Consider the following 22,488-nt stretch of genomic DNA (forward strand, 5'->3'; position numbering starts at 1 on the left):
TCTATAATAATAGATTGTACTTCATTGTATATAAATTTAAAGGAAAATAAGTTAAGAAAAAAAGTGACTGATGGTCATAATCGTGACACACCCTCAAATATTGAAAAAAAATTATTAAATTAATAAAAAAAACTGAAAAATAAATCTTAATTGTTTAAATATGGAAAATAGGGAGAGATAAAAAGATAATGAAAAATTTTTTTAATAATTAAATTAAATATTAATATATTGAATAATCTTATAGGAGTATAATTTATAAGGTGTAATCCATGGATGCAAAATTGGAAAGGAAATATACATTTTTAACAAACAAATATAACGAGCTGCTATTGCCAACATTCTTTATGGTAATGTCTGAAAAGGAATGTGCAGTAATTGACGTTATTATCATAGGTTTTCTATTGGGACCTGTACAATTATCAGTAGTTAATTTAGCGTCTCCAATGACTTACCTTACCGGTATTTTCTATATTCTATTTGGTCAAGGAGGAAACTTATTAGCGCTTAGGGCCCAATCACAGCTGCAGCATGAGAAAGTGAATTATTATTTCACCCTTTCGATTGTTGGAATATTGGCATTTACCTTATTATATGTTTTGTGTATCTTTCTTTTCGTTGACAATATACTGATGTTTTTCAATACACCTCAACAGATCTTTAATATAAGTAAGGAATATCTATTGATGCTGATGTTCTATTATCCATTGAATTGTTACATTTTGGTTATTTCATTCTTCATTCGTGGAGACGGATTCCCAAAAATGCCATTTTATGCAGTATTGATAGCAAATATCGTAAACATCATTTTCGATTTGGTCTTCCTTACGGTCTTCCACATGGGAATTGCCTACACTGCTTTAGCATCTGTAATATGATATCTTGTTGGTGCAATTTACATTACCACATACCTGTTTAGAAAGAATGCTTCCTATAAATTGATTTCACTTGCAAAATTCAAGATTAAAGAGATTTTAATTTCATTAAAGGAAATCGTACTCAATACTCCAGAGGTTATTGGAACAATATTCTTTGCATCTAAAATGGGCTTATTGACCTATTTATGTTCAAGCTATTTAGGTGTAGCAGGGCTTTTGGCATTTTTAGTTTATGACAATAGTGAAACCTTTGTTTACATATTCCTGTCTGGAATCATGAAAACCATGTCTCCAATTGTAGAGGTACTGCATAAAGAGCGGGATTTTGAAGCGGTGCAATATATCATTTCACGTTCATTGAAACATGTGCTTCTTATCTCTTTGCCAGTGAGCATAATATTCTTTATTTACCCGGAAATATTGTTGACATTATTCAATATTGTTGACCCCTATTACAGCGAAGTGATTTGTTTAGCTATACGTATTACTTCATTTTCATTAGTGGGCCGTTGCATGTCTTACCTGATGGCAAATTACACCCAAGCAATTGAACAGAACAGAATTTCCTCCATAATCACATTTTTAGAGGAATTCGTCTTTGCAGTTGGCGGTGCATTAATATTGACAAGACTTGTTGGTGGAATAGGAATTTGGATTTCCATATTAATAGCAGAATGTCTCCCAGTATTGGTTTATGTTATTTACGTAGTTAGACAACAGTACAAATATAAGGATATTATACACAGATTCTTCATGCTTCAAAATTCAAATCTAATCACATTTACATTAAATAGAGATATGATGGGACATGCTGATGATTATATAAATGATGAAACCCATCAAAGAATGAACTACATTGGAAATGCTTTTGGAGAGAATGCTACACTCATTAGAAAATGCCTTAGGGAATTAAGCAAGGATATCTTTAAACATGATGAGGACCTATAGGATATAGATTTCACAATAAGGACAGTGGATGATTATCTTTATATTGTATTGACCAATGAGGGAATACTATATAATCCTTATTCAAATGAGAACACAATGAAATCAGACAATTTCACAGAATTAACCAAATTAAACTGTAAATTTGATTATGATGAAATCCTCGGATTCAATAAAACATATATCATATTTAAGAAGTAAATATTATGATGAAATCCTCAGATTCAATAAAACATATATCATTTTTAAGAAGTAAATATTAATTTATTTTCTTTTTTACTTTTTTATTCTCTTATTTGATAAATTAAGCCTTAATTTTAATTTTTTCTATTTTTAATCCATTTTCTTTTATTTTCTCATCTGCATAAATTTAAGCTGTTTTTAATCCTATCTTCTTTTTTAAAAAAAAAAAAATCTTTTATTGATCTACTTTTTATTCTATTTTTACAAAAATTATAAATAAAAACTGCTGTTTTAAAAAATATATTAACAATCGTTAGTTTTATATACTGATTTTTTCATAATATAATATGAATTTAACTAACAAGTGTTAGTTTAATAAAAATTTCATTTAAATAAAACCATTAAGAGGAGAATATGGCTAAAAAGAATACAAAAGAAAGGATATTTGAAGTTTCTATTGATTTATTCTCACAAAATGGATACGATGGAGTTTCCATACGACAAATAGCTAAGGAAGTAGGAATAAAGGAAAGCTCCATATATAACCATTACCAAAGCAAGGAACTTATTTTGGAATCGATATTAAGCTATTACATTAATGAAATGCTTAAAGAAGAAGCACCTATAATGCAATCTGGGGATAAATTAGAAAGGGATTTTGACCAATTCTACAAGGAAGGGAGCAATCGATTCATATCAAAACTCTCTGAAGAGAAAATGATGAAAATTACAAGAATTTTCTTAGTTGAATCATATCATAATGAAAAAATAAAGAATTTTGTAAAGAAAGCGATTATAGAATATGCAATTGATGGATGGAAAGAGATATTTGAATTGATGAAGGAAAAGAACTTCATAAAAAGGGATGCTGACATCAAGCAGCTTGCAGAATCATTTTACTATTATGGATTATTCCTATTATACGAGCATTTCATAATAAATTATCCGGAAGATGATGAAAAATTCCTTAAGGATTTCGAAAGAAGAACAACAAACCATATGAAAATTATCTTTAATTCTGTAAAGACAGATAGGGAAAATAATGACAGCCATTATCTAAAAGAAAATGAATCATCTGAAAGCACTAAATTAGAAGAGGAAACACTTGATAAAAACATTAAATCAGAAGAAGAAATGTCTGATAAAACCATTAGATTGGAAGAGGAAAGAGACTATTCAAAAGTGGAAAATCTGGTAAGGGATGCATTTTGGAATGTTTATCGGCCAGGAGCTTATGAACATTATATTGTGCACAATCTAAGAAATGATTCAAGCTTTATAAAAGACTTGGCATATGTAATAGAGGAAAATGACGATATTCTTGGACATATAAACTATTCCAATGGACAATTGAACCTTTATAAGGAAAATAGGTATGGAGTGGAAATCAAGCTAAATGAAGGAAGCCAAAAGGCCACTGTTCTTGGCCCATTAGCTATAAAAAATGATTGTCAAAACCAAGGATATGGGTCAAAATTAATCAAATTCACTTTAAGGCTTGTTCAAGAAAAGAACATTCCCTTTGTTTTTGTAATAGGTGATGAAGATTATTACAGAAGATTTGGATTTGAAAGCGCTTCCAAATACAAGTTTTTCTTGGAAGGAACAGATACCAATGATGAAAATTCCTTCTTCATGATAAAGGTCTTTGAAAAGAATTTCAAGAATATTGATTATGATAAGGGAATATTCTACAATCCAAAAGTCTTTGATGTTGATGAAAATCAGATAGAGGAGTTTGATAAAAACTTTGAATATAAGGAAAAGAAGGTCCTTGAAGGACAATTGGAATTTTAAAAAAAGGTCTAAACTACAATTAGAATTTGAGGATAATTAGAATTATAATAAAGACTATACAATTAGAATACTAAGAACTAAAAAAGGTCGGCAATTAAAATTATAAAATAATTAATTAAAAAAGAGCAAAAGATTAAAAGGGTGTGAAAATGAAATATCTGATAATAAATGGATCTCCAAGAAAGAAAAATACATGGAGCATGGTAAAACAGGCTAAAAGCAATTTAGGAGAAGATGCAGAATTTGAAGAAATCCAATTGATGAAGGAAAAGATACCTCTATGCAATGGCTGCTTTAAGTGCATTATGGAAGGAGAGGAAAACTGTCCCCACTATGAACAAATCAATCAGATTATTGAAAAAATAAGAGATTGTGACGGTTTGATAATAGCTTGTCCAGTATATGCAATGAATGTGACTGCATTGCTTAAAAACTTATTTGACCATACAGCCTACATATACCATAGGCCAGAATTCTTTGACAAGAAGGCATTGGTTGTCGTATCTACAGCAGGAGCTGGTCAGAAAAAGGTAGCAAACTACATTGATGAAACCTTAAGGCATTGGGGATTCAATAAAATATATCAAATAACTTATGCATTTGGTGGAAATGAAGACATCAGCATTGAAGAGATAAACAAGGTCTCCCAAAAATTCCACAAGGATGTTAGCAGCAAAAAGCTACATTCTCCAAAATTTGGAGATATAATATTTTACAATGTTTGGAGAACTATTACTCCAAAAAGCGAATCAATGAAAAAAGATAAGGAATATTGGGAAAGGACTGGTTTAGTAAACTATGAATTTGCTCCAAATGTAAAATTAGGATTCATTAAAAAGTGCTTTGGGAAGATAATGTATTTTATCCTCAATAAAGTTATAAAATAAAAATAATCCATACATTGCAATCAATGAAAACAAATAACATGATAGATTTATTGAATAATGACTAAAAATATCAATTGCAATTAAAAAAAAAAAAAAAAAAAAAAAAAAAAAAAAAAAAAAAAAAAAAAAAAAACAATGCTTAACAATAAAAATATCAAATGCATTTAAAAAAATCATGATTTAACAATATAATAAAACAAGTGATTATATGATTGGAAACAGTTGGGATAATGTTTTAGAGGAAGAATTTAAAAAGGAATACTTCATAAGGATAAGGGAATTTGTAGACGAGGAATATAAAACCAAAACAATCTATCCCCCATATGAAGATATCTTCAACGCCTTTAAGTTATGCCCAATTGACAATGTGAAAGTGGTCATCTTAGGCCAAGACCCTTATCACGAAGAAGGACAGGCTCATGGACTTGCATTCTCAACTCCAGAAGGCCATCCAATACCAAGATCCTTGAAAAACATATTTAAGGAAATCCAATCAGAATACGGATATCCAATTCCAGATTCCGGATGCCTTGAATCATGGGCAAAGCAAGGAGTGTTTTTGCTCAATACTGTGCTTACTGTTGAAGAGGGAAATGCAAACTCTCACAGCAAATGCGGATGGCAGACCTTTACAGACAATGTAATCAAAATATTGAATGAAGAAAATCATCCAATCGTATTCCTGCTATGGGGAAAGCAGGCAGAACTTAAAAAGGAATTGATTACAAATCCTAATCATTTAGTCCTTATATCCTCACACCCTTCACCATTCTCAGCAAGAAGAGGATTCTTTGGATGCAATCATTTTAGATTAGCTAATGAATTCCTAAAGGAAAATAATCAAAAGGAAATTGATTGGCAAATCCAAAATATACAGCAAAAATTGATTTAATTTCATAAAACCAATATATGCATCCTTTTCAAACTAATTTAGCTATGAATTGAGATATTTTATAAGGAGTTCTTCCTTTAAAAATATCTTTAACATCTACATAAATAGATCTTTCAGCTAATTTTAATTTTATTCCAAGAGCAGTTAATGAATCACCGCCTAAGTGAATGAAATCATCATGAATGCCAATTTTCTGATTAAATATCTCTTCGAATACCTCAACTACTACTTTTTCACTTTCATTTCTAGCATCTGCGCATTCAGATAAACTATCAGAGATAGCACCATTTTCATTTCTAGAATCAGGATATTCAGATAAAATACCAGAAACCCCATCCTTTTCAATTATAGCATCTGTACATTCAGATAAAATACCAGAAACATTACCTTCCGTATCAGATACATCTTCAGAAACTTTAATTTTTCCCTCTAAAATATCAAAAGGACCATAATCAATATCATCAAGCTCCTCTTTATACAATATCTGAATAAATATTTCTTTAATCACATTTACAAATCGTATGATATTCTCTCTTGAATATTTATCTGAATAATCAACATTAACCAGATATCCATCTTCTAAATCATTTATAACACAGAACAATTCGCAGAATAGGTCTCTTTTATCTTCAAAGAACATTTCATCACCTATTTCTGGCAAATCATTTAAATCGTAAAGGTATGCAAACATTATATCCCTATTTAGATTAAATTCATTGGATAATAAACTATAAGGATAAACAGAATATTTCATAGAATCTATAAGCAAGTTTGAAACATCAGTCAAATATTCCCTTATAGGTTTATTGCTGCAGTCAATGACAATCGGTACTGTGCGAGCAAATGAGTCAAAGGATTGGAGAACATATGATTCCTGACGACCATTTTCAATGAAAGAGAAGAATGATGTATCGCTTCCAGTAACTCTGGATAATGCATATGCAAATATTGCATGCAACAAGATACCTGGAGTGATTCTACATTCCTGAGCAAACTCTTCAAATTCTTTCCTTATGCCTCTGATTGGAAGACAGACGCTTGCTCCTGAACCTCCAATATCTTCCAATAATGGCTTTGAATCTCCAATATTGGAAAGATTTTTCTTATAGAATTCATATGCTTCCTGATAAATGTTTTCAAATTGAACCTCAAATGAGTCCCAACTATTATATAGAAAACCTAAATCAATTGTTTCATCCAATTCTCCATTAAGGGACTCTTCTAGTCCTTTTAAAAGAACTTTTGCACTTGTAGCATCATTGATTAAATGATGAACATCAACAAATATTGACTTTTCCCCATCATCATCTATTATATAGAAACGAGCAAGGTATTTTGTCAAATCAAATGGTTTTACAAGTTTCGAATAGTCAATTTCATCTGCCCTATCAATCAATGGGTAGGAACCGCATATTATCAAAGGAATATCCGGGCTCTCAAGTACTCTTCCCTTTAAAATAGGATACTTGTCAATAAATCTGAAAATGGCATTTTCTATTTCCTCAAATGACTTTTCACCACAAGAAAGGATAGTTGGAGTTGCATAGGCAAGCCCTCTATCATACAATATTTCATCTAAATAAACGCCTAATTCCGCTTCTGACATTTGATAAACCAAAGCGTCTTCAAACTTATAATTGCCTAAAAATTCCAATTCATATTTGATATTTCGAATGAATTCGCTAAATCCATCCCCAAGATATGTGTCTTGGGCATAAATTCCATCAATTAAGTAGGAGTCATTTAAACGAGATATGTTGAAGGTAATTCCATAAGCAACTTGGTCCTTTTTAAGGTCCAATGCCAGATTTTCACCTATAGATTCAAACATTTCATTTTTAAATGTAAATTCTGTGCTTAAGAAGTTGAATGAAACTGGACAATGCCTATAATCCAATTCATTTGACTCATAAATTAATGATTGGTAATTCAATCCTAAATGTTTGATGCTCTTAAGTGCAGTTTTTAATTTATAAACATCCTTAACTAAAGAGACATTGTCATATTCGGCATTGACATTTACCTTAACAGGGTACTGGCTAGTAAACCATGCTATAGTATGTGAAACATCTGCTAAACTTTCATCACGACCATAAGACTCACGATTGAAAATTATATCTTGATTAAAAGTATTTTTATATGCTCTAGCTATAGCAAATGCCCAATACTCTTCTTCAGATAATCCTAATAAATTATCTAGATTAAACTGAACATCAACATTAAAGTTAAAGCTTTTTGAATCTCCTTTTATTAATGAATCATCCAGCATATTATTTACTTCAATCCAATGTTCCTTTTCCTCAACGGAAATATTTTCAGCTAATTTCTTAACATCGCAAACCCATGATTTGTAAGGATATGGCCTTAAAATATCAATTTCCATATCTTTTTCCATGGAATTATAGATGTGAGTTAGATCATCTATCAAAATACTCCAACTCACTCCATCAATAATTAAATGATGAATAACCATTATGAGATATGATTCATCATTATAATGAAGGAGATTGACTTTAATCAGACTATCCTTTAAATCTATTGACATTTTGGATTTGCTAATGATTTCTGAAATATTTTCTTCAAAGCCATCATTGATTTCAATTTCATTTATTTTAGATATTTGAGCATCAACAGGCCTAATCTCCTGAATAACATCCAAACCATTCACATCAACAGACCTAAACTCCCCAACAACATCCAAACCATCCACATCAACTGACCTAAACTCCCCAACAACATCCAAACCATCCACATCACTATCTGATGGTTTGATTTCTTGAATTGTAGATTTTCCTATTGAATAACTTGCCCTTAACATATCATGAATATTGGTTAACTTATCAAAGGATTTCTGCAAAACATTAATGTCCAATTTCTTATTTGCCTTTAAGACAAACTCTTGTGTAAAGTCATTTGCATTTATTTCTTCAAAGAAGAATTTTTGAATAGGCAATAAATCAATGCTACCTTCAACAGCATCATAGGATACCTTATTACTTTCGGATATGTTTTGAGCTATTAAATATGGAGTTTTATAATCTAATATATCCTTAGCAGTGCAAAAGATATTATTTTTTGAAACAATGAAATAATACGAATAGACGATATAGAATCACCACCCAAACGCATAAAGTCATCATTTAATCCAATGTCCTTTTGATTAAACACTATATTAAATGCATCCACAATTGCCCTTTCATTTTCAGTGCTTGGTGGAACATAATCTGTACGCAAAGCATTTATGTCTACTTTAGGCAAAGCTTGCCTATTGACTTTGGCATTAATGGTTAATGGAATTTCATCTAATTTAATTACAAATGAAGGAACCATATAATCAGGTTTAGATTCTGCAATATACTCACATATTGAATCTTTTAAATCTCCAGCTTTACCACTTACCACATAGGCAACCAATTCATTATTGCTTCCATTTTTGATAGTTTGAACTGTAACATCTTCCACATAATCTATTTCACGAATAATCTTTTCAACTTGAGACAGTTCAACACGATTTCCCCTGATTTTTACTTGGCTATCTTGACGGCCAACAAATGCAAATGAACCATCTGACAATACTCTCACCAGATCTCCAGTGCGATACAATAAACTGTATTCTTCATTATTGTCAAATGGATTGCTAATGAATGACTTTATGTTTTCATCTTCACGATTCAAATAGCCTGCAGCCACTTGATATCCAGATATGCATAATTCCCCTACTGCCCCAATTGGGACACGCCTTAATTCCTTATCTATGACATAAGCTTAGTGTTGTAATTTAGCTTACCTATTGATGATGGGTCTATCTTATCTGAATTGTCTATAGATGTTACAAATGAAAATGTCTCTGTAGGTCCGAATCCATCAACTAACTGATAATTATTAGTGTTATCATATTCCCCTAATTTTTCACCTCCTACAAGCAAAACCTTTAATGAATCATTTTCAACATTTTCCATGAAAAGCTTTCCTAATTGAGTGGTCATCATAGTATGGGTGACCCCTTGTTTAATTAGGTAATCGTTTAATTCATGGACATTTAGCTTAATGTTTTCAGGGATAACTGATAGACAGGATCCTGAATAGATGGATTGGCCTATAGCTAGTGTTCCTGCATCAAAACCGATTGCAGCATACAATCCATAAACATCATCATTGCCAATGCCATAAGTGTCTTCATAATATTGTGAAATATTAAGGAGGGATTTTCTAGTGACTTTAACTCCTTTTGGAATGCCAGTGGTACCGCTAGTGTATAAAATGCAAGCCACATCCCCATAAACAATAGGCAGGCTTGATAAAGAGCCAATATTCCCCTTAATATCTGAAATATTTAAAAGAATGATATCATCATTTATTAGATTAGCAGCCCTCTCATAAGTGATGTCACTGACAATGAGCACTTTAACCTCTGAATCATTTAATATGAATTTTATTCTCTCATCTGGAAGGGCTTCATCTAAAGGAACATAAACTGCCCCAATTGACATTATTCCCAAAGCAAGCAATAAGTACCACTGAGACCTTTCAACTAAAAATGCTATGGCATTCTGTTTTTTTACCTTTAACTCAACCAATTGTTTGGCTATTTTTTCTGCAATAAAAGCCCCTTCACCATAGGACAATGAAATATCATCATATTTGACAAGCTCACCATCAGAATGCTCACTAAATTTGACAAACTCACCATCAGAATGCTCACTAAATTTGACAAGCCCACCATCAGAATGCTCACTAAATTTGACAAGCTCACTTTCAGGATGCTTGCTAAGATGGTCATTGAATGCATCTAAAATGTCTTCATATTTCAAATCATATTCTGTCTGATTATAACTATCCAACAGTTTTAAGTCCCTATCTGAAATATAATCAATCTCGGATAAGTTTTCCTTTTCTAAAATTTGGATTATGATTGCCCTAAAGCTTTCTAAAAATCTTATAACAAGCTCATCAGAATATTTGTCACATGAATCTATTCTGATTAAATAGCCGTCATCCAGATCATTTACAACACATAGAAAGTCTGAAATCAAATCCATGCCCATATCTTCAATCACCAACTCATCGCCAATGTCAGAAACATCATTTAAATTGTAGTTATACTCAAATGCAAGATCCATATGTAAATTAAATTCATTGGCAAGCAATCTGTAAGGATAAACACTATGTTTCATTGAGTCGATAATCAAATCGGAAACATTGTTGAGATAGTCTTTAACAGAATCATTGCTGCAATCAACAATTATTGGAATTGTGCGGACAAACATTCCTACAGCATTTTGAGAATGGGGTTCATTGCGCCCATGCTGAGTGTATGTGTAAAATACTTTGTCACTAGCTGCAAATCTGGAACAGGTATATGCAAAAGTTGCATTTAGGAAGTTGCCTATGGTGATTCCAGTGCTATGGCAAAATTCTTCAACAGGATTTTTAATGCCATGAATAGGAAGCATAATACGATTTTCACTACCTCCACCATCAAACAATATGGAATTTACCTCATCAATATCTGAAAGGTTTTTAGCATGGAAATCATGTGCCCTTTCATAGGATGGATCAAATTTGGATTCAAATGAGTAAAAGCTTTCAATGGCAAAGCCTAAATCAATAGTATCATCAAATTCGCCATTAAATATCTCATCCAGTTCCTTTAAAATCAGCATTCCAGTTGTCGCGTCATTGATGATATGGTGCATATCATAAAATATGAACTTTCCATCATCATTTGCAGCTATGAAAAATCTAGCTAAGGACTTATCCAAGTCAAAAGGCTTGATAAGTGATGAATAATCATCAGTTTCGACTATTTCAATTGAAGGATAAGAATCACATACCACAAGAGGAATTTCTCCATCAACAATCCTGCTCTTTAAGATTGGATGCTTTTTGATAAGGCAATGAATGGCATTTTCCATTTCCTCCATTGAACTGTTGGATTCACATTTATAAATTCCAGAAGCAGAATATGCAGTGCCCTTATCATTTACCTTTTCATCTAAGTAAAGCCCTAATTGAGATTCGGACAATGGGCAAATAATTTCCTTAAATTCATATTGGCCTATGAATTCAAGTTCATATTCAATGTTTCCAACAAAGTCTTCAAATTTCCAAGCAAGATATGTGTCTTCAGGATAATCTCCATTGAATATGTACTTATCCTCCAAGCGTGAAACATTCAAGGTGATTCCATATGAAATGGAATCGAAGTTTCCTATTTTAATTTCATCCTTAGATGATAAATAATCATTAATGGTTTGGAAAATATCATTTTTAAATACAAATTCATTGCTTAAAAAATTAAATGTCACTGGACAATGCTTATATTCCAATTCATTAAGGATATAAACTAAAGATCCATAATTCAAGCCTAAATGATTAAGATTTTTAAATGCATTCTTTAAGGTACATACATCATTAACCAATGAAATGCCATCATATTGACAGTTAACTTCAACATTAACTGAGAATTGGCTTGTAAACCATCCCACTGTTCTTGAAACATCAGCTATATTCTCATCACGACCATGTGATTCCCTATTGAATATGATATCCTTGCCATAAGTCTTCTTATAGGCTCTAGCAATAGCCAAACCTAAATATTCCTCTTCTGTTAATCTTAATTGATTATCAATCCTGAAATCTCCTTTGATATTCAAAGCAAAAACATTTGATTTGCCTTTGATTAAGGAATCATCCCACATCTTATCCAGTTCTATCCAATGCTTCCTCTCATTTTCAGAAATCTTTGAAGACAATTCCTTAATATCCTCAACCCATAGCTTATATGGATAAGGCCTTAGGATATCGATTTCTGAACTTTCCTTAATGAGATTGTAAATATGTGACAAATCATCTATCAAAATACTCCAGCTCACTCCATCAATGATTAAATGATGTATAACAAAAATCAGATAAGATTCATCATTGTAATGTACTAAATTGATTTTTATTAGCTCTTTTTCAATGTCAAGACTATTAAATGACTTAAAAATAATTCTTCCCAAATCATTTACAAAATCATCAATAGTGTTCTCTTCGATTTCACAAACACGTGTATTTAGAGGTAATATTTCCTGAATAACTTTTCCGTTTTCTCGCCTATATACTGCCATTAGCATATCATGAAGATTGGACAGCTCATCAAATGCTTTTTGCAAATCTTCCAAATCAAAGTCAATTGCAGACTTTAAAATAAATTCCTGAGAATATTGATTCTTGTTTATATTATCAAAGAAAAATCCTTGAATTGGGTGCAATTCCACTTTTCCTTCAACTTCATTATAAATAACCTGTTCTACATCCCTAATGTTTTTAGCTATTGAATATGGTGTTTTATAAGTCAAGATATCTCGCGGAGTGCAAGTTATTCCTTCTTTCTGAAGTAAAGCTATAAGACGAATAACTGAAATGGAATCTCCTCCAAGGCGAACAAAGTCATCATATATTCCTATGCCTTCCTGATTGAAAACCCTTTCAAATGATTTCACTATCTTCCTTTCATTTTTATTTGTTGGAGCTGCATAATCACTGCGCAAGCTATTCAAATCGATTTCAGGCAGTGCATATCGGTCAACTTTACCATTGACATTTAATGGAATCTTATCCAAGGAGACAATGTGTGAAGGGACCATATAATCTGGTTTGCATTCGCTGACATAATCCCAAACCCGTTCCCTAAGATTATCAATCGGCTCTGATGTGACTAGATATGCAACAAGCTCATAATTTCCATGATTTCTTATTGTTTGAACAGTAACATCACTAATATAATCTATCTCACGAATAACTTCTTCCACTTCCAATAGTTCTACACGGTTTCCTCTGATTTTTACTTGACTGTCACGACGGCCGATAATTCCCAAGGAACCGTCAGCCAATATACGAACAATATCCCCAGTACAGTATAATCTATTGTAATCCCCATCCACATCAAATGGATTTTCAATGAATGCCTTTGCATTTTCATCATCACGGTTCAAGTAGCCTTGAGCAATCTGATAACCTGCCAAGTATAACTCACCTGCTGCACCAATAGGGACCGGATTCATATTGTTGTCCAATACATATGCTTTGGTATTGTATATCAAATGCCCAATTGAAGAGGCATCGATCTTATCCGCTTTTTCAATGCAGCTTACATCAACGCAAGCTTCTGTAGGACCATATGAATCAATGAAATGGTAATTGGAGGATATGTTGATTTCCCCTAACTTTTCTCCTCCTGTGAATAGGTATTTTAGAGTATTGTTTTCCACTTGGCTTATGAATAGTTTTGCAACTTGTGTTGGAAGATCTGCAAATGTAACTTCATGTTCAATTAGATGATTGTTTAATCTATACATATCCAGCTTAACGTCATCTGGTATGATGTCTAGTGCTGCACCACAGCATATTGGAGCAAACATACACTTTATTGCAACATCAAAGCCTATTGATGCAAATAGACCATATACATCAGATTCTGTTAAGTTATAATAGTCTGAAGGGTATGTGGAAATATTCAAAATGGATTTTCTAGTAATTTTAACCCCTTTAGGAACACCAGTAGTACCACTAGTGTATAAAATACATGCCAAATCATTATAAGTTACATCTAAAGAAGATAAACCACCAACAACACCAGAACCAGAACCAACACCTAAAGAAGATAAACTATCAATACCACCAACAACACCAGAACCAGAACCAACACCTAAAGAAGATAAAGATTTAAGATTCTCAGCAATATGAGATTCATTTAAAATAACCAAATCATCCGAGATGCTTTTTGCCCGTTCATAGGCACTATCGCTTACGATTAGAACCTTAACTTCAGTATCCTCTAATATGAACTCAATCCGTTCATCAGGATGGCTTGTATCAAGAGGAACATAAACTGCACCTAATGATAATATAGCTAAGGCATCAAAGAGATACCATTCAGACCTTTCAGTTAAGAATGCAACTGCATCATTTTGTTTTACACCTAATTCGCTTAATTCATTAGCGATTTTATCCACTATAAAAGCCACATCAGCATATGTATAAGCCTTATCCTTAAATGATACCAACTTATTGCTTGGATACTTAGCCAAATTATCATTAAATGCATCCATTATATCCTCATATTCCAATGGATGCTCTGTTTGATTATAGCTATCCAAAAGATTTAGATCTTCCTCTGAAATATAATCAATATCTGATAAATTTTCCTTATCTGAAATTTGGATTAGAATTTCCTTAAATACGTTTAAAAATCTGATTATCAGTTCATTTGAATATTTTTCATCCGAATCTATTCTGAGTAGATATCCATCATCCAAATCATTTACCACACATATAAAGTCAGAGATTAAATTAATTTCCAGATTCTCTATAATCAATTCATCTCCAACATCACTTACATCATTTAAATTGTAGTTATATTCAAATGCCCCATTAAGATTTAAATCATATTCATTAGCAAGCAACCTAAAAGGATAAACGCTATATCTCATTGAATCTAAAATCAGCTCTGAAGTCCTTTCTAAAAAATCATCTACAGAACTGCTGCTGCAATCGACAATTATTGGAACTGTTCGAGCAAACATTCCAAAAGCCTTTTGAGCATAAGGCTCATAACGTCCATGTTGAGTATATGTGTAGAAAACCTTATCATCACCTGTGAAGCGAGAATAAGTGTAAGCAAAGACTGAATTGAAAAAAGTGTTTACTGTGATTCCCTTTTTATGGCAAAATCCTCTAATTTTATTTTTAATGCCACGAATCGGAAGCATTATACGATTTTCCATTCCCAAGTAATCATATGGCAATGGAGACACATCATCAATATCCGAAAGGTTTCTATTGAAAAAATCATGCCCCTCCTTATAAATATCCTTATATTGTGCCTCAAAGGAATTATTGCTTTCATAAACAAATCCCAAATCAATGCTATAATCCATATTGCCTTCAAAAATATTATCTAATTCCCTGTGAATCAAATGCCTATTGGTACCATCACTGATTATATGGTGAATATCAAATAATATGGACTTTTCATCCCCATTGCATATTATATAGAAACGTGCCAAATATTCATCTAAATTAAATGGTGCAATCAAGTCTCGATAATTATCAGCATCTCTAAATTCAATCAATGGATAGCTATCACATACCAAAAGAAGATTTTCATCCTCAACAATGCGACCTTTTAATATAGGGTGCCTATTGATCAATTCGTCAATGACTTCCCTAATCTCATCAACAGACTTATCCAGAGGACACTTGTAAATGCCTGCAGTAGAGTATGCAGTACCCATATCACGAACCTTTTCATCTAAATAAATAGCTAATTGGGTTTCAGACAAGCAAGATACAATGTTTTCCTTTTCCAATGAGTAATTGCCTAAAAACTCTAACTCATTTTTCATATTTGCAATGAACTCTTCAAATTTATCCCCTAAGTATGTGTCTTTAGCATAATTCCCAACAATGACATAATTGTTTCCGACACGGGAAATCTTTAAACTAATTCCATATGTTGTTGATTCATACATACTCATATCAAGATTATCATTTGAAGTGAGATACACATCAAGGGATTCGAAAATCTCATTTCTGTAAACAAACTCATCGCTTAAGAAGTTTAAAGTCACAGGACAAGACTTAAATTCCAATTCATTGCTGCCATAAATGAGAGAGCCATAATTTAGCCCTAAATGTTCAACATCCTTAAATGCATTCTTAAGGCTATAGACATCATTCACTATGGAAATACTGTCATATCCATTGTTTACATTAACAGGCACAGGGAATTGGCTTGTAAACCAGCCGATAGTCCTATTGACATCTGCTAAACTTTCATCCCTACCATAAGACTCCTTATTAAAAATGATATCTTCACCATAGGTTTTCTTATATGCGCGGGCAATGCCTAAAGCAAGGTATTCCTCTTCCCTCATCATCAATAGGTTATTTGCATCAAATGATGATTCAATATTAAAACCGAAAATTTGGACTTTACCCTTAATTTTTGAATCGTTTAAACGACTATTTATTTCAAGCCAATGCTTCTTTTCACTTTCTGAAATATTTGAAGCCAAATTTTTCACATCTTCAACCCATGACTTATATGGGTAAGGCTTTACTAAATTAGCATCTTCATTTTCTAAAAATAGGGCATATAAATATGTCAGATCATCAATTAAAATACTCCAGCTAACTCCATCTATAATCAAATGGTGAATAACGAAAATTAGGTAAGATTCTCTCTTGTGATGCAGCAAATTAACTTTTATTAATGATTCGTTAATGTCAAGTGAAGCATTGGATTCGAAAATGATTTTTCCTATTTCCCTTTTCAAATCACCATCTTCCATATGAATCTCATTAATTTCACAAACTCGAGTATCAGCTGGAAGTATTTCCTGGATTGGCTTGCATCCATCATCATGCCTATAAGTTGCCCTTAACATATCATGGGTTTTGGACACGCCATCAAAAGCCTTTTGAAGAATGTCCTTATCCAATTTAAAATTTGATTTTAAAATGTATTCCTGGGAATATTCATTGGCATTGACCTTATCAAAGAAGTAACTTTGAATAGGGAGCAAATCAACTTCCCCTTCTGTTTCATCATAAGAAACATGCTTGATTTCCTGGATATTTTGGGCAATTGAAAATGGAGTCTGATAATTGATTATGTCTCTTGCATTACATGTAATGCCTTCTTTTTGAAGAAGGGATAAGACACGAATGGCAGAAACGGAATCTCCACCTAAACGTATGAAATCATCATATAAACTAATTTTTTCCTGATTCAAGACCTTTTCAAAGGCATTGACTATAATCTTTTCCCTTTTGGTTTTTGGAGCAACATAATCTGCATGAAAACCACTTAAATCCACATCAGGCAAACTGTTCTTATCAACTTTGCCGTTAATGTTTAATGGGATGGAATCCACCTCAATGACATATGAAGGAACCATATAGTTTGGCTTAGAGATACTGACATATTTCCTGATTATCTCATCAAGATTGTCTACCTCAATATTGCTGACAACATAAGCCACCAATTCATGTTTGCCATTATTCCTAACTGTTTGAACAGTCACATCCTTTATGTAATTTGATTCGCGAATGACAGACTCAACTTCAGATAGCTCTACACGATTTCCCATAATCTTCACTTGGCTGTCACGACGACCGATAATGGCGATTGAACCATCAGGCAAAATCCTCACCATATCACCGGTACGGTATAGCACATCATATCCTTTACCATTATCAAAGGGATTCAATAAGAAGGCACCTTTTGTTTTTTCTTCATTGTTTAGATACCCTTCAGCTATCTGATAGCCAGACAAATATAATTCTCCAACTGCACCTATCGGCACACGTCTACCTTCATCATCTAAAACATAAGCTTTTGTGTTGTAATTCAAATGTCCTATTGCGGAAGAATCTATCTTTTCGGAATTTTTAATGGAAACTACGTGTTCAAATGCTTCTGTAGGACCGCAAACATCAATCAAGGTATAACCTTTAGGACTTTCAAAGTCTCCTACTTTTCACCGCCAACCATTAAAACATCAAGGGAAGTGGAATCATTGCTTTGCATAAATAATTTGGCTACTTGTGTAGTGATCCATGTATGTGTTACAGATTGGTTTATGAAATATTCATTTAATCTCAGCATATCTGTTTTATAATCATCAGGAACAACAGAAAGACAAGCTCAGGAATATAAAGCCACATTAATATTGAAACTGGCTACATCAAAGCCAATGGAAGAGAATAATCCATATACGTCACCATTATTTAGACCATATTTGTCAACATACCAATCACAAACATTTAGAATGGATTTTCTAGTGATGTTTATTCCTTTAGGAGTGCCAGTTGTACCGCTAGTATATAATACACAAGCAACATTGCCACAGATTGAATTCAAATGAGAAGCTTCCCCAATATTCTCTTTAAGAATATCTGAAGCATTTAAGATAATGGCTTTGCCAGATAAATTCTTAGCACGTTCATAAGTTTCATCAGTGACAATAAGCACTTTAGAACCAGTATCTTCCAATATGAATTCTATACGTTCATCAGGGAGATTAAAGTCAAGAGGGACATAAATGGCACCTACAGATAAAATACTTAAAATGTTAAACACATACCACTCTGACCTTTCAGTTAAAAAAGCAACAGAGTCCTGTACTCCAATGCCTTGGTCATTTAGCATTTTAGCTATTTTATCTGCAATGAAAGCCCCTTGAGAATAACTGTAATTTCTATCTTTAAAGGATACAAGCTTATTTTTGGGATATTTTTTAAGATTATCATTGAATGAATCCAATATGTCAGCATATTTTAAAGGATGTTCCGTTTGATTATAAGAGTCTAATTGCTTTAAATCAGAAATACTGGTATAATCATATCTTTTAATACATCAACATTTAAAATATCATGCAATATTGATTTAAATGAATATAAAAAACGATTAATGGTATTTTGAGAATATTTTTCTGAGGAACTAAGCTTCAAAACATAATCTTTATCCTTTTGGAGGATATTTGCATTAAAATCATATGATTCTATTTCTTCGGACATTAAGTTAAAAACAATGTTTGATGATTCATCAACCCTATTTTGATCATAATAATCAATAGATTCCTTTACACTATCAATAAAAGCAGACACCTTTTGGTTTTCGCAATTAACAAACAAGGGGAGAGGATCTGAATTTTCATCAATAATATCAAACAATACCTTGTCACTGCAGACAAATCTGGATAATGTATATGCAAAAGCACTTATGAATAGGATATCTTTATTTTCATTAAAGGTTTCACTGTTCAAATCCAAATCAATGAAACTGAAAGAAGGAGAATTTTCCCCTACATCACTTAATAATACCCCCACTTCTTCAATATCAAACATTTTTCATCACTTCACTAAAAATAAATTTTAAAGAGCATTTTACGAATAGGACATAATATAAAAATTCTGCAAAGATTCAGATTATATCTCTTAAAAAAACCATTTATTTCTAACAACTAATTTATTTATCATAAATAAAAATAATTGTTTTATCAAGAACGAATGATTTTTTATACCTTATTTAAAAAAATAAGGAGAAAAATATAAAGTTATTAAGAAATGCTAATTCTTACTTTATATAAATTTTTAATTTTATATAATATATTAATATCTAATTTTATAAAAATTGTCCATATCCAGCTAAAAATCACCCACATCTAATATAAAAATCACATATCCCTTATAAAAATCTCCTAAATTCATTATAAAAATTGTTCATACCCATCATAAAGCAATCGTGTAAATATTGCTTTTTATAATAATTTATTAATTTAAACAAACAGAACTATTGATAGAACTTATTGAATTTACATTAACAAGAATTTTCGAGTTAAAAACATGGCTTATGAAAGAAACTACGATTTAATCAATAGGAAATTTAAGGAATTGTTTTTTCCAACAATGGGAGTTGTAGTGGCAGGAAATTTTGCCATACTAATTGATGCGATTCTAATCAGCTTAATTTTAGGTCCAAATTATCTCTCTGTCATCCAGTGTGTGGAACCATTTGCATTATTTTTCACAGTCATCTATTGGATGATTGGAATGGGAGGCAGCATTTTATGTTCCATTGCCAAAGCGGAATTTGATGATGAAAAAGGCAATGCATTGTTTACAGTTTCTCTTCTTAGTGTAGTGGCACTGTCATTAACCATAGTAGGGCTTTCATTATTATTCCCAGATTCCATTGCTCAAATACTATGCAATTCAGTTCAATTAAGACCTTTAGTTAATCAATATATTAGCGCATATTTAATAGGAGTGCCCTTTTTTTGTTATATGATTGTAACAGCATATTTCATTAAATCATTTGGATTTATTAAACTGCAATTTTGGGCATATTTATTATGCAATATTGTAAACATAACCTGCGATATTGTCTTTATGAACTATCTTGATCTTAGCATTGCAGGTGCAGGATTAGCTACCACTACTGGATATATAGTATCTGCAATAATCATATCCTACTATTTCATAAGTCCTAAAAAGTCATTGAAACTTATAAAAGTAAAATTGTCATCAATGCTTGGTTATTTTGTAGAAATCTGTAAAACTGGAATATCCATTGCATCAACCCAATTATACGCATCCATCAAATTTTTATTTGTAAATGCCTTAATATTAACAATTGCAGGAGAAATGGGATTGGCTGCAATGAATATTTGTTATAATGTATTGTTTTTAGTATTGATATTCCTTCTCGCCGTTACACAGTCAATTTTACCTATTGTTTCTGTATATTATAAAGAAGAAGACTTTAATGGGGTAGATTATGTGACACATAAATCATTGAAAATTGTCATTGCCCTTGGAATCTTTTTCTCATTGCTGTTTATTGCATATCCAGAAACCATATTAACCATATTCATTTTAAATAGTCCTGCAGAGATTCCAATGGTAGTGGAGTCTGTCAGATTATTTTCATTATGCTTTGTAAGTTATGCAATATGCTATTTATATATCTTTTATGCACAATCAGTCCAATATAATAAATTGGCAAATCTGATTTCACTTTTGGAAGGTCTGATTCTTCCTATAATCATTACCTATCTTTTTGGGTATTTATGGGGAATCAAAGGAATATGGATTGGATTTACAGTTGCTGAATCTTTAACTGTGCTGTTTATTTATATCTATTCAAAATATTATACTAAAAAATCCAATCATGAATATTCTGGCTTTTTCCTAAATAAAAGCAGTGATGAGGGAGAAGTATGGGAATTTATGTTAAAAGGAACAGAAGAGGATGTTTCAAAACTGAGTGAAGAAATTAAAGATCATTTGCATGAATCAGAATCTGGAATGAAAGTTTGCTTAGCAATGAAGAGATGCTAAGTCACATTATTGAATTGAACGAAGAAGTGGATTTAATCGATATCCTCATTAGAAACAAAGAGGACAAAGTATTAATTTCAATAAAATATTCAGGAATCCCATGCAACCCATTAGAATATGAAAACTTAAAAAATAGGGAAGATGAAGAGTTGAATAGAATCATAAATTCAATGGACCTTTCTAAAATGAAAGATTTATTGGAAATTGCTGACAATATTGACTATTCCCAAATACTGGAATTAAATAATGTTTTAATTACAATCAAACACTAAACACAATAAAACAAAAAAAAACACCACAATAAAAATATTTTAATTACAAACAAACACCAAACACAATAAAACAAAAAACGCCACAATATTGTTTATCAATAAACTGTTTCTTAGGAAACATTTATAAATGACAAAAATCATAAAATCTAATAGACTAAAGTATCGTTCATTTATAAACAGTTTCTCAAGAAACATTAAAAAAACAAAATGTGATAATATGAAAGACTATTCACAATTAGATAAATTTGATTCAATGCCTTTTATAGCACTAATTCATCACATATCCAGAAATAAATTAAGATATGCTCAGAAAAACCCAAACCGCATAGATATGGTTCATGAAGGCCAATATTTAATGGCAATATATAATAGAAAAAACCTATCTCAAGATGATTTGGCAACACTTTTTGGTCAAAGCAAGGGAACAATAGCTAAAGCTTTAAGAAAATTGGAAGACCAGGAATATGTTGAACGGATCATTGATGAAAACAATAGAAGGAAATACATATTGAAAACAACAGAAAAGGGAGAAATACTAGCTATCCTATTAGAAAATGATTTAAAGGAATGGGAAGAGCAAGTTGGAATAGACAAATTAGATGAAAATGCAAAAAATCAGCTAAGGGAAATAGCTAGAAAAACAGAGGAAATACTTGAAGAATAAAGTATCAACATATATTTCAGAATAAAAATTATTCATAACACTTACAAACAGGGATTAAAATGGCAATAAAAATGTGGAA

General features: G+C 31.7%; 15 protein-coding genes. 9 read left to right on the forward strand and 6 right to left on the reverse strand.

The genetic code is table 11. The annotated features are described in order from the left end of the window. Window positions 1-269: 269 nt before the first annotated feature. The 6 genes from QZV12_RS01225 (at window position 270) to QZV12_RS01250 (ending at window position 5,579) form a co-directional block, all read left to right on the forward strand. A complete protein-coding gene (locus tag QZV12_RS01225; RefSeq protein ID WP_295615952.1) occupies window positions 270-875 on the forward strand; it encodes an MATE family efflux transporter in 606 nt (201 codons plus the stop codon). Window positions 876-935: 60 nt separating this feature from the next. Beyond that, window positions 936-1,823, forward strand: coding sequence for an MATE family efflux transporter (locus QZV12_RS01230; RefSeq protein ID WP_295615955.1), 888 nt, complete (start codon window positions 936-938; stop codon window positions 1,821-1,823). A gap of 24 nt (window positions 1,824-1,847) precedes the next feature. Further along, window positions 1,848-2,021, forward strand: a complete 174-nt coding sequence (locus QZV12_RS01235; protein ID WP_295615958.1) for a hypothetical protein — start codon at window positions 1,848-1,850, stop codon at window positions 2,019-2,021. A gap of 396 nt (window positions 2,022-2,417) precedes the next feature. Further along, window positions 2,418-3,800: a GNAT family N-acetyltransferase gene (locus tag QZV12_RS01240; RefSeq protein WP_295615961.1), complete on the forward strand. Its 1,383-nt coding sequence runs from the start codon at window positions 2,418-2,420 to the stop codon at window positions 3,798-3,800. A 149-nt stretch (window positions 3,801-3,949) separates the two neighbouring features. After that, window positions 3,950-4,687: a flavodoxin family protein gene (locus QZV12_RS01245; protein ID WP_295615964.1), complete on the forward strand. Its 738-nt coding sequence runs from the start codon at window positions 3,950-3,952 to the stop codon at window positions 4,685-4,687. 208 nt (window positions 4,688-4,895) lie between these two features. Then, the gene (locus tag QZV12_RS01250) at window positions 4,896-5,579 is read left to right on the forward strand and encodes a uracil-DNA glycosylase (protein WP_295615967.1); all 684 of its coding nucleotides are present in this window, start codon (window positions 4,896-4,898) and stop codon (window positions 5,577-5,579) included. Window positions 5,580-5,607: 28 nt separating this feature from the next. On the opposite strand, the gene QZV12_RS01255 is transcribed toward QZV12_RS01250, so the two are convergent. The 6 genes from QZV12_RS01255 to QZV12_RS01280 all read right to left on the reverse strand — a co-directional run bounded on the left by QZV12_RS01255 (window position 5,608) and on the right by QZV12_RS01280 (window position 19,478). Further along, complete coding sequence (locus QZV12_RS01255) at window positions 5,608-8,532, reverse strand: condensation domain-containing protein (protein WP_295615970.1); 2,925 nt, start codon at window positions 8,530-8,532, stop codon at window positions 5,608-5,610. Between the two features lie 86 nt (window positions 8,533-8,618). Next, window positions 8,619-9,269 (reverse strand): phosphopantetheine-binding protein, encoded by a 651-nt coding sequence (locus QZV12_RS01260; protein ID WP_366925517.1) that lies wholly within the window; start codon window positions 9,267-9,269, stop codon window positions 8,619-8,621. Window positions 9,270-9,331: 62 nt separating this feature from the next. Further along, entirely contained in the window at window positions 9,332-18,073 is an 8,742-nt protein-coding gene (locus QZV12_RS01265) for a non-ribosomal peptide synthetase (protein WP_295615973.1), read from the reverse strand. Window positions 18,074-18,102: 29 nt separating this feature from the next. After that, a complete protein-coding gene (locus tag QZV12_RS01270; protein WP_295615976.1) occupies window positions 18,103-18,237 on the reverse strand; it encodes a hypothetical protein in 135 nt (44 codons plus the stop codon). A 39-nt stretch (window positions 18,238-18,276) separates the two neighbouring features. After that, window positions 18,277-18,894, reverse strand: coding sequence for an AMP-binding protein (locus QZV12_RS01275; protein ID WP_295615979.1), 618 nt, complete (start codon window positions 18,892-18,894; stop codon window positions 18,277-18,279). A 53-nt stretch (window positions 18,895-18,947) separates the two neighbouring features. Then, window positions 18,948-19,478 (reverse strand): hypothetical protein, encoded by a 531-nt coding sequence (locus QZV12_RS01280; protein WP_295615982.1) that lies wholly within the window; start codon window positions 19,476-19,478, stop codon window positions 18,948-18,950. A 498-nt stretch (window positions 19,479-19,976) separates the two neighbouring features. On the opposite strand from QZV12_RS01280, the gene QZV12_RS01285 reads away from it, so the two are divergent. From QZV12_RS01285 to QZV12_RS01295, 3 genes are all read left to right on the forward strand, one after another. After that, window positions 19,977-21,473: an MATE family efflux transporter gene (locus QZV12_RS01285; RefSeq protein WP_295615985.1), complete on the forward strand. Its 1,497-nt coding sequence runs from the start codon at window positions 19,977-19,979 to the stop codon at window positions 21,471-21,473. Continuing rightward, window positions 21,449-21,745, forward strand: a complete 297-nt coding sequence (locus QZV12_RS01290) for a hypothetical protein (RefSeq protein WP_295615988.1) — start codon at window positions 21,449-21,451, stop codon at window positions 21,743-21,745. Before QZV12_RS01285 ends, QZV12_RS01290 begins: the two co-directional genes overlap by 25 nt. Window positions 21,746-21,962: 217 nt before the next feature. Then, window positions 21,963-22,409: a MarR family winged helix-turn-helix transcriptional regulator gene (locus tag QZV12_RS01295; protein ID WP_295615991.1), complete on the forward strand. Its 447-nt coding sequence runs from the start codon at window positions 21,963-21,965 to the stop codon at window positions 22,407-22,409. Window positions 22,410-22,488: the final 79 nt, after the last annotated feature.

Origin of the sequence: uncultured Methanobrevibacter sp., assembly GCF_902769175.1 — an archaeon.
Lineage (GTDB): Archaea > Methanobacteriota > Methanobacteria > Methanobacteriales > Methanobacteriaceae > Methanobrevibacter.

Coding starts and splice junctions, on each gene's coding strand:
- QZV12_RS01225 (WP_295615952.1), top strand. CDS start 270: ATGGATGCAAAATTGGAAAGGAAATATACATTTTTAACAAACAAATAT.
- QZV12_RS01240 (WP_295615961.1), top strand. CDS start 2,418: ATGGCTAAAAAGAATACAAAAGAAAGGATATTTGAAGTTTCTATTGAT.
- QZV12_RS01245 (WP_295615964.1), top strand. CDS start 3,950: ATGAAATATCTGATAATAAATGGATCTCCAAGAAAGAAAAATACATGG.
- QZV12_RS01250 (WP_295615967.1), top strand. CDS start 4,896: ATGATTGGAAACAGTTGGGATAATGTTTTAGAGGAAGAATTTAAAAAG.
- QZV12_RS01270 (WP_295615976.1), bottom strand. CDS start 18,237: ATGCTGAGATTAAATGAATATTTCATAAACCAATCTGTAACACATACA.
- QZV12_RS01280 (WP_295615982.1), bottom strand. CDS start 19,478: ATGTTTGATATTGAAGAAGTGGGGGTATTATTAAGTGATGTAGGGGAA.
- QZV12_RS01285 (WP_295615985.1), top strand. CDS start 19,977: ATGGCTTATGAAAGAAACTACGATTTAATCAATAGGAAATTTAAGGAA.
- QZV12_RS01295 (WP_295615991.1), top strand. CDS start 21,963: ATGAAAGACTATTCACAATTAGATAAATTTGATTCAATGCCTTTTATA.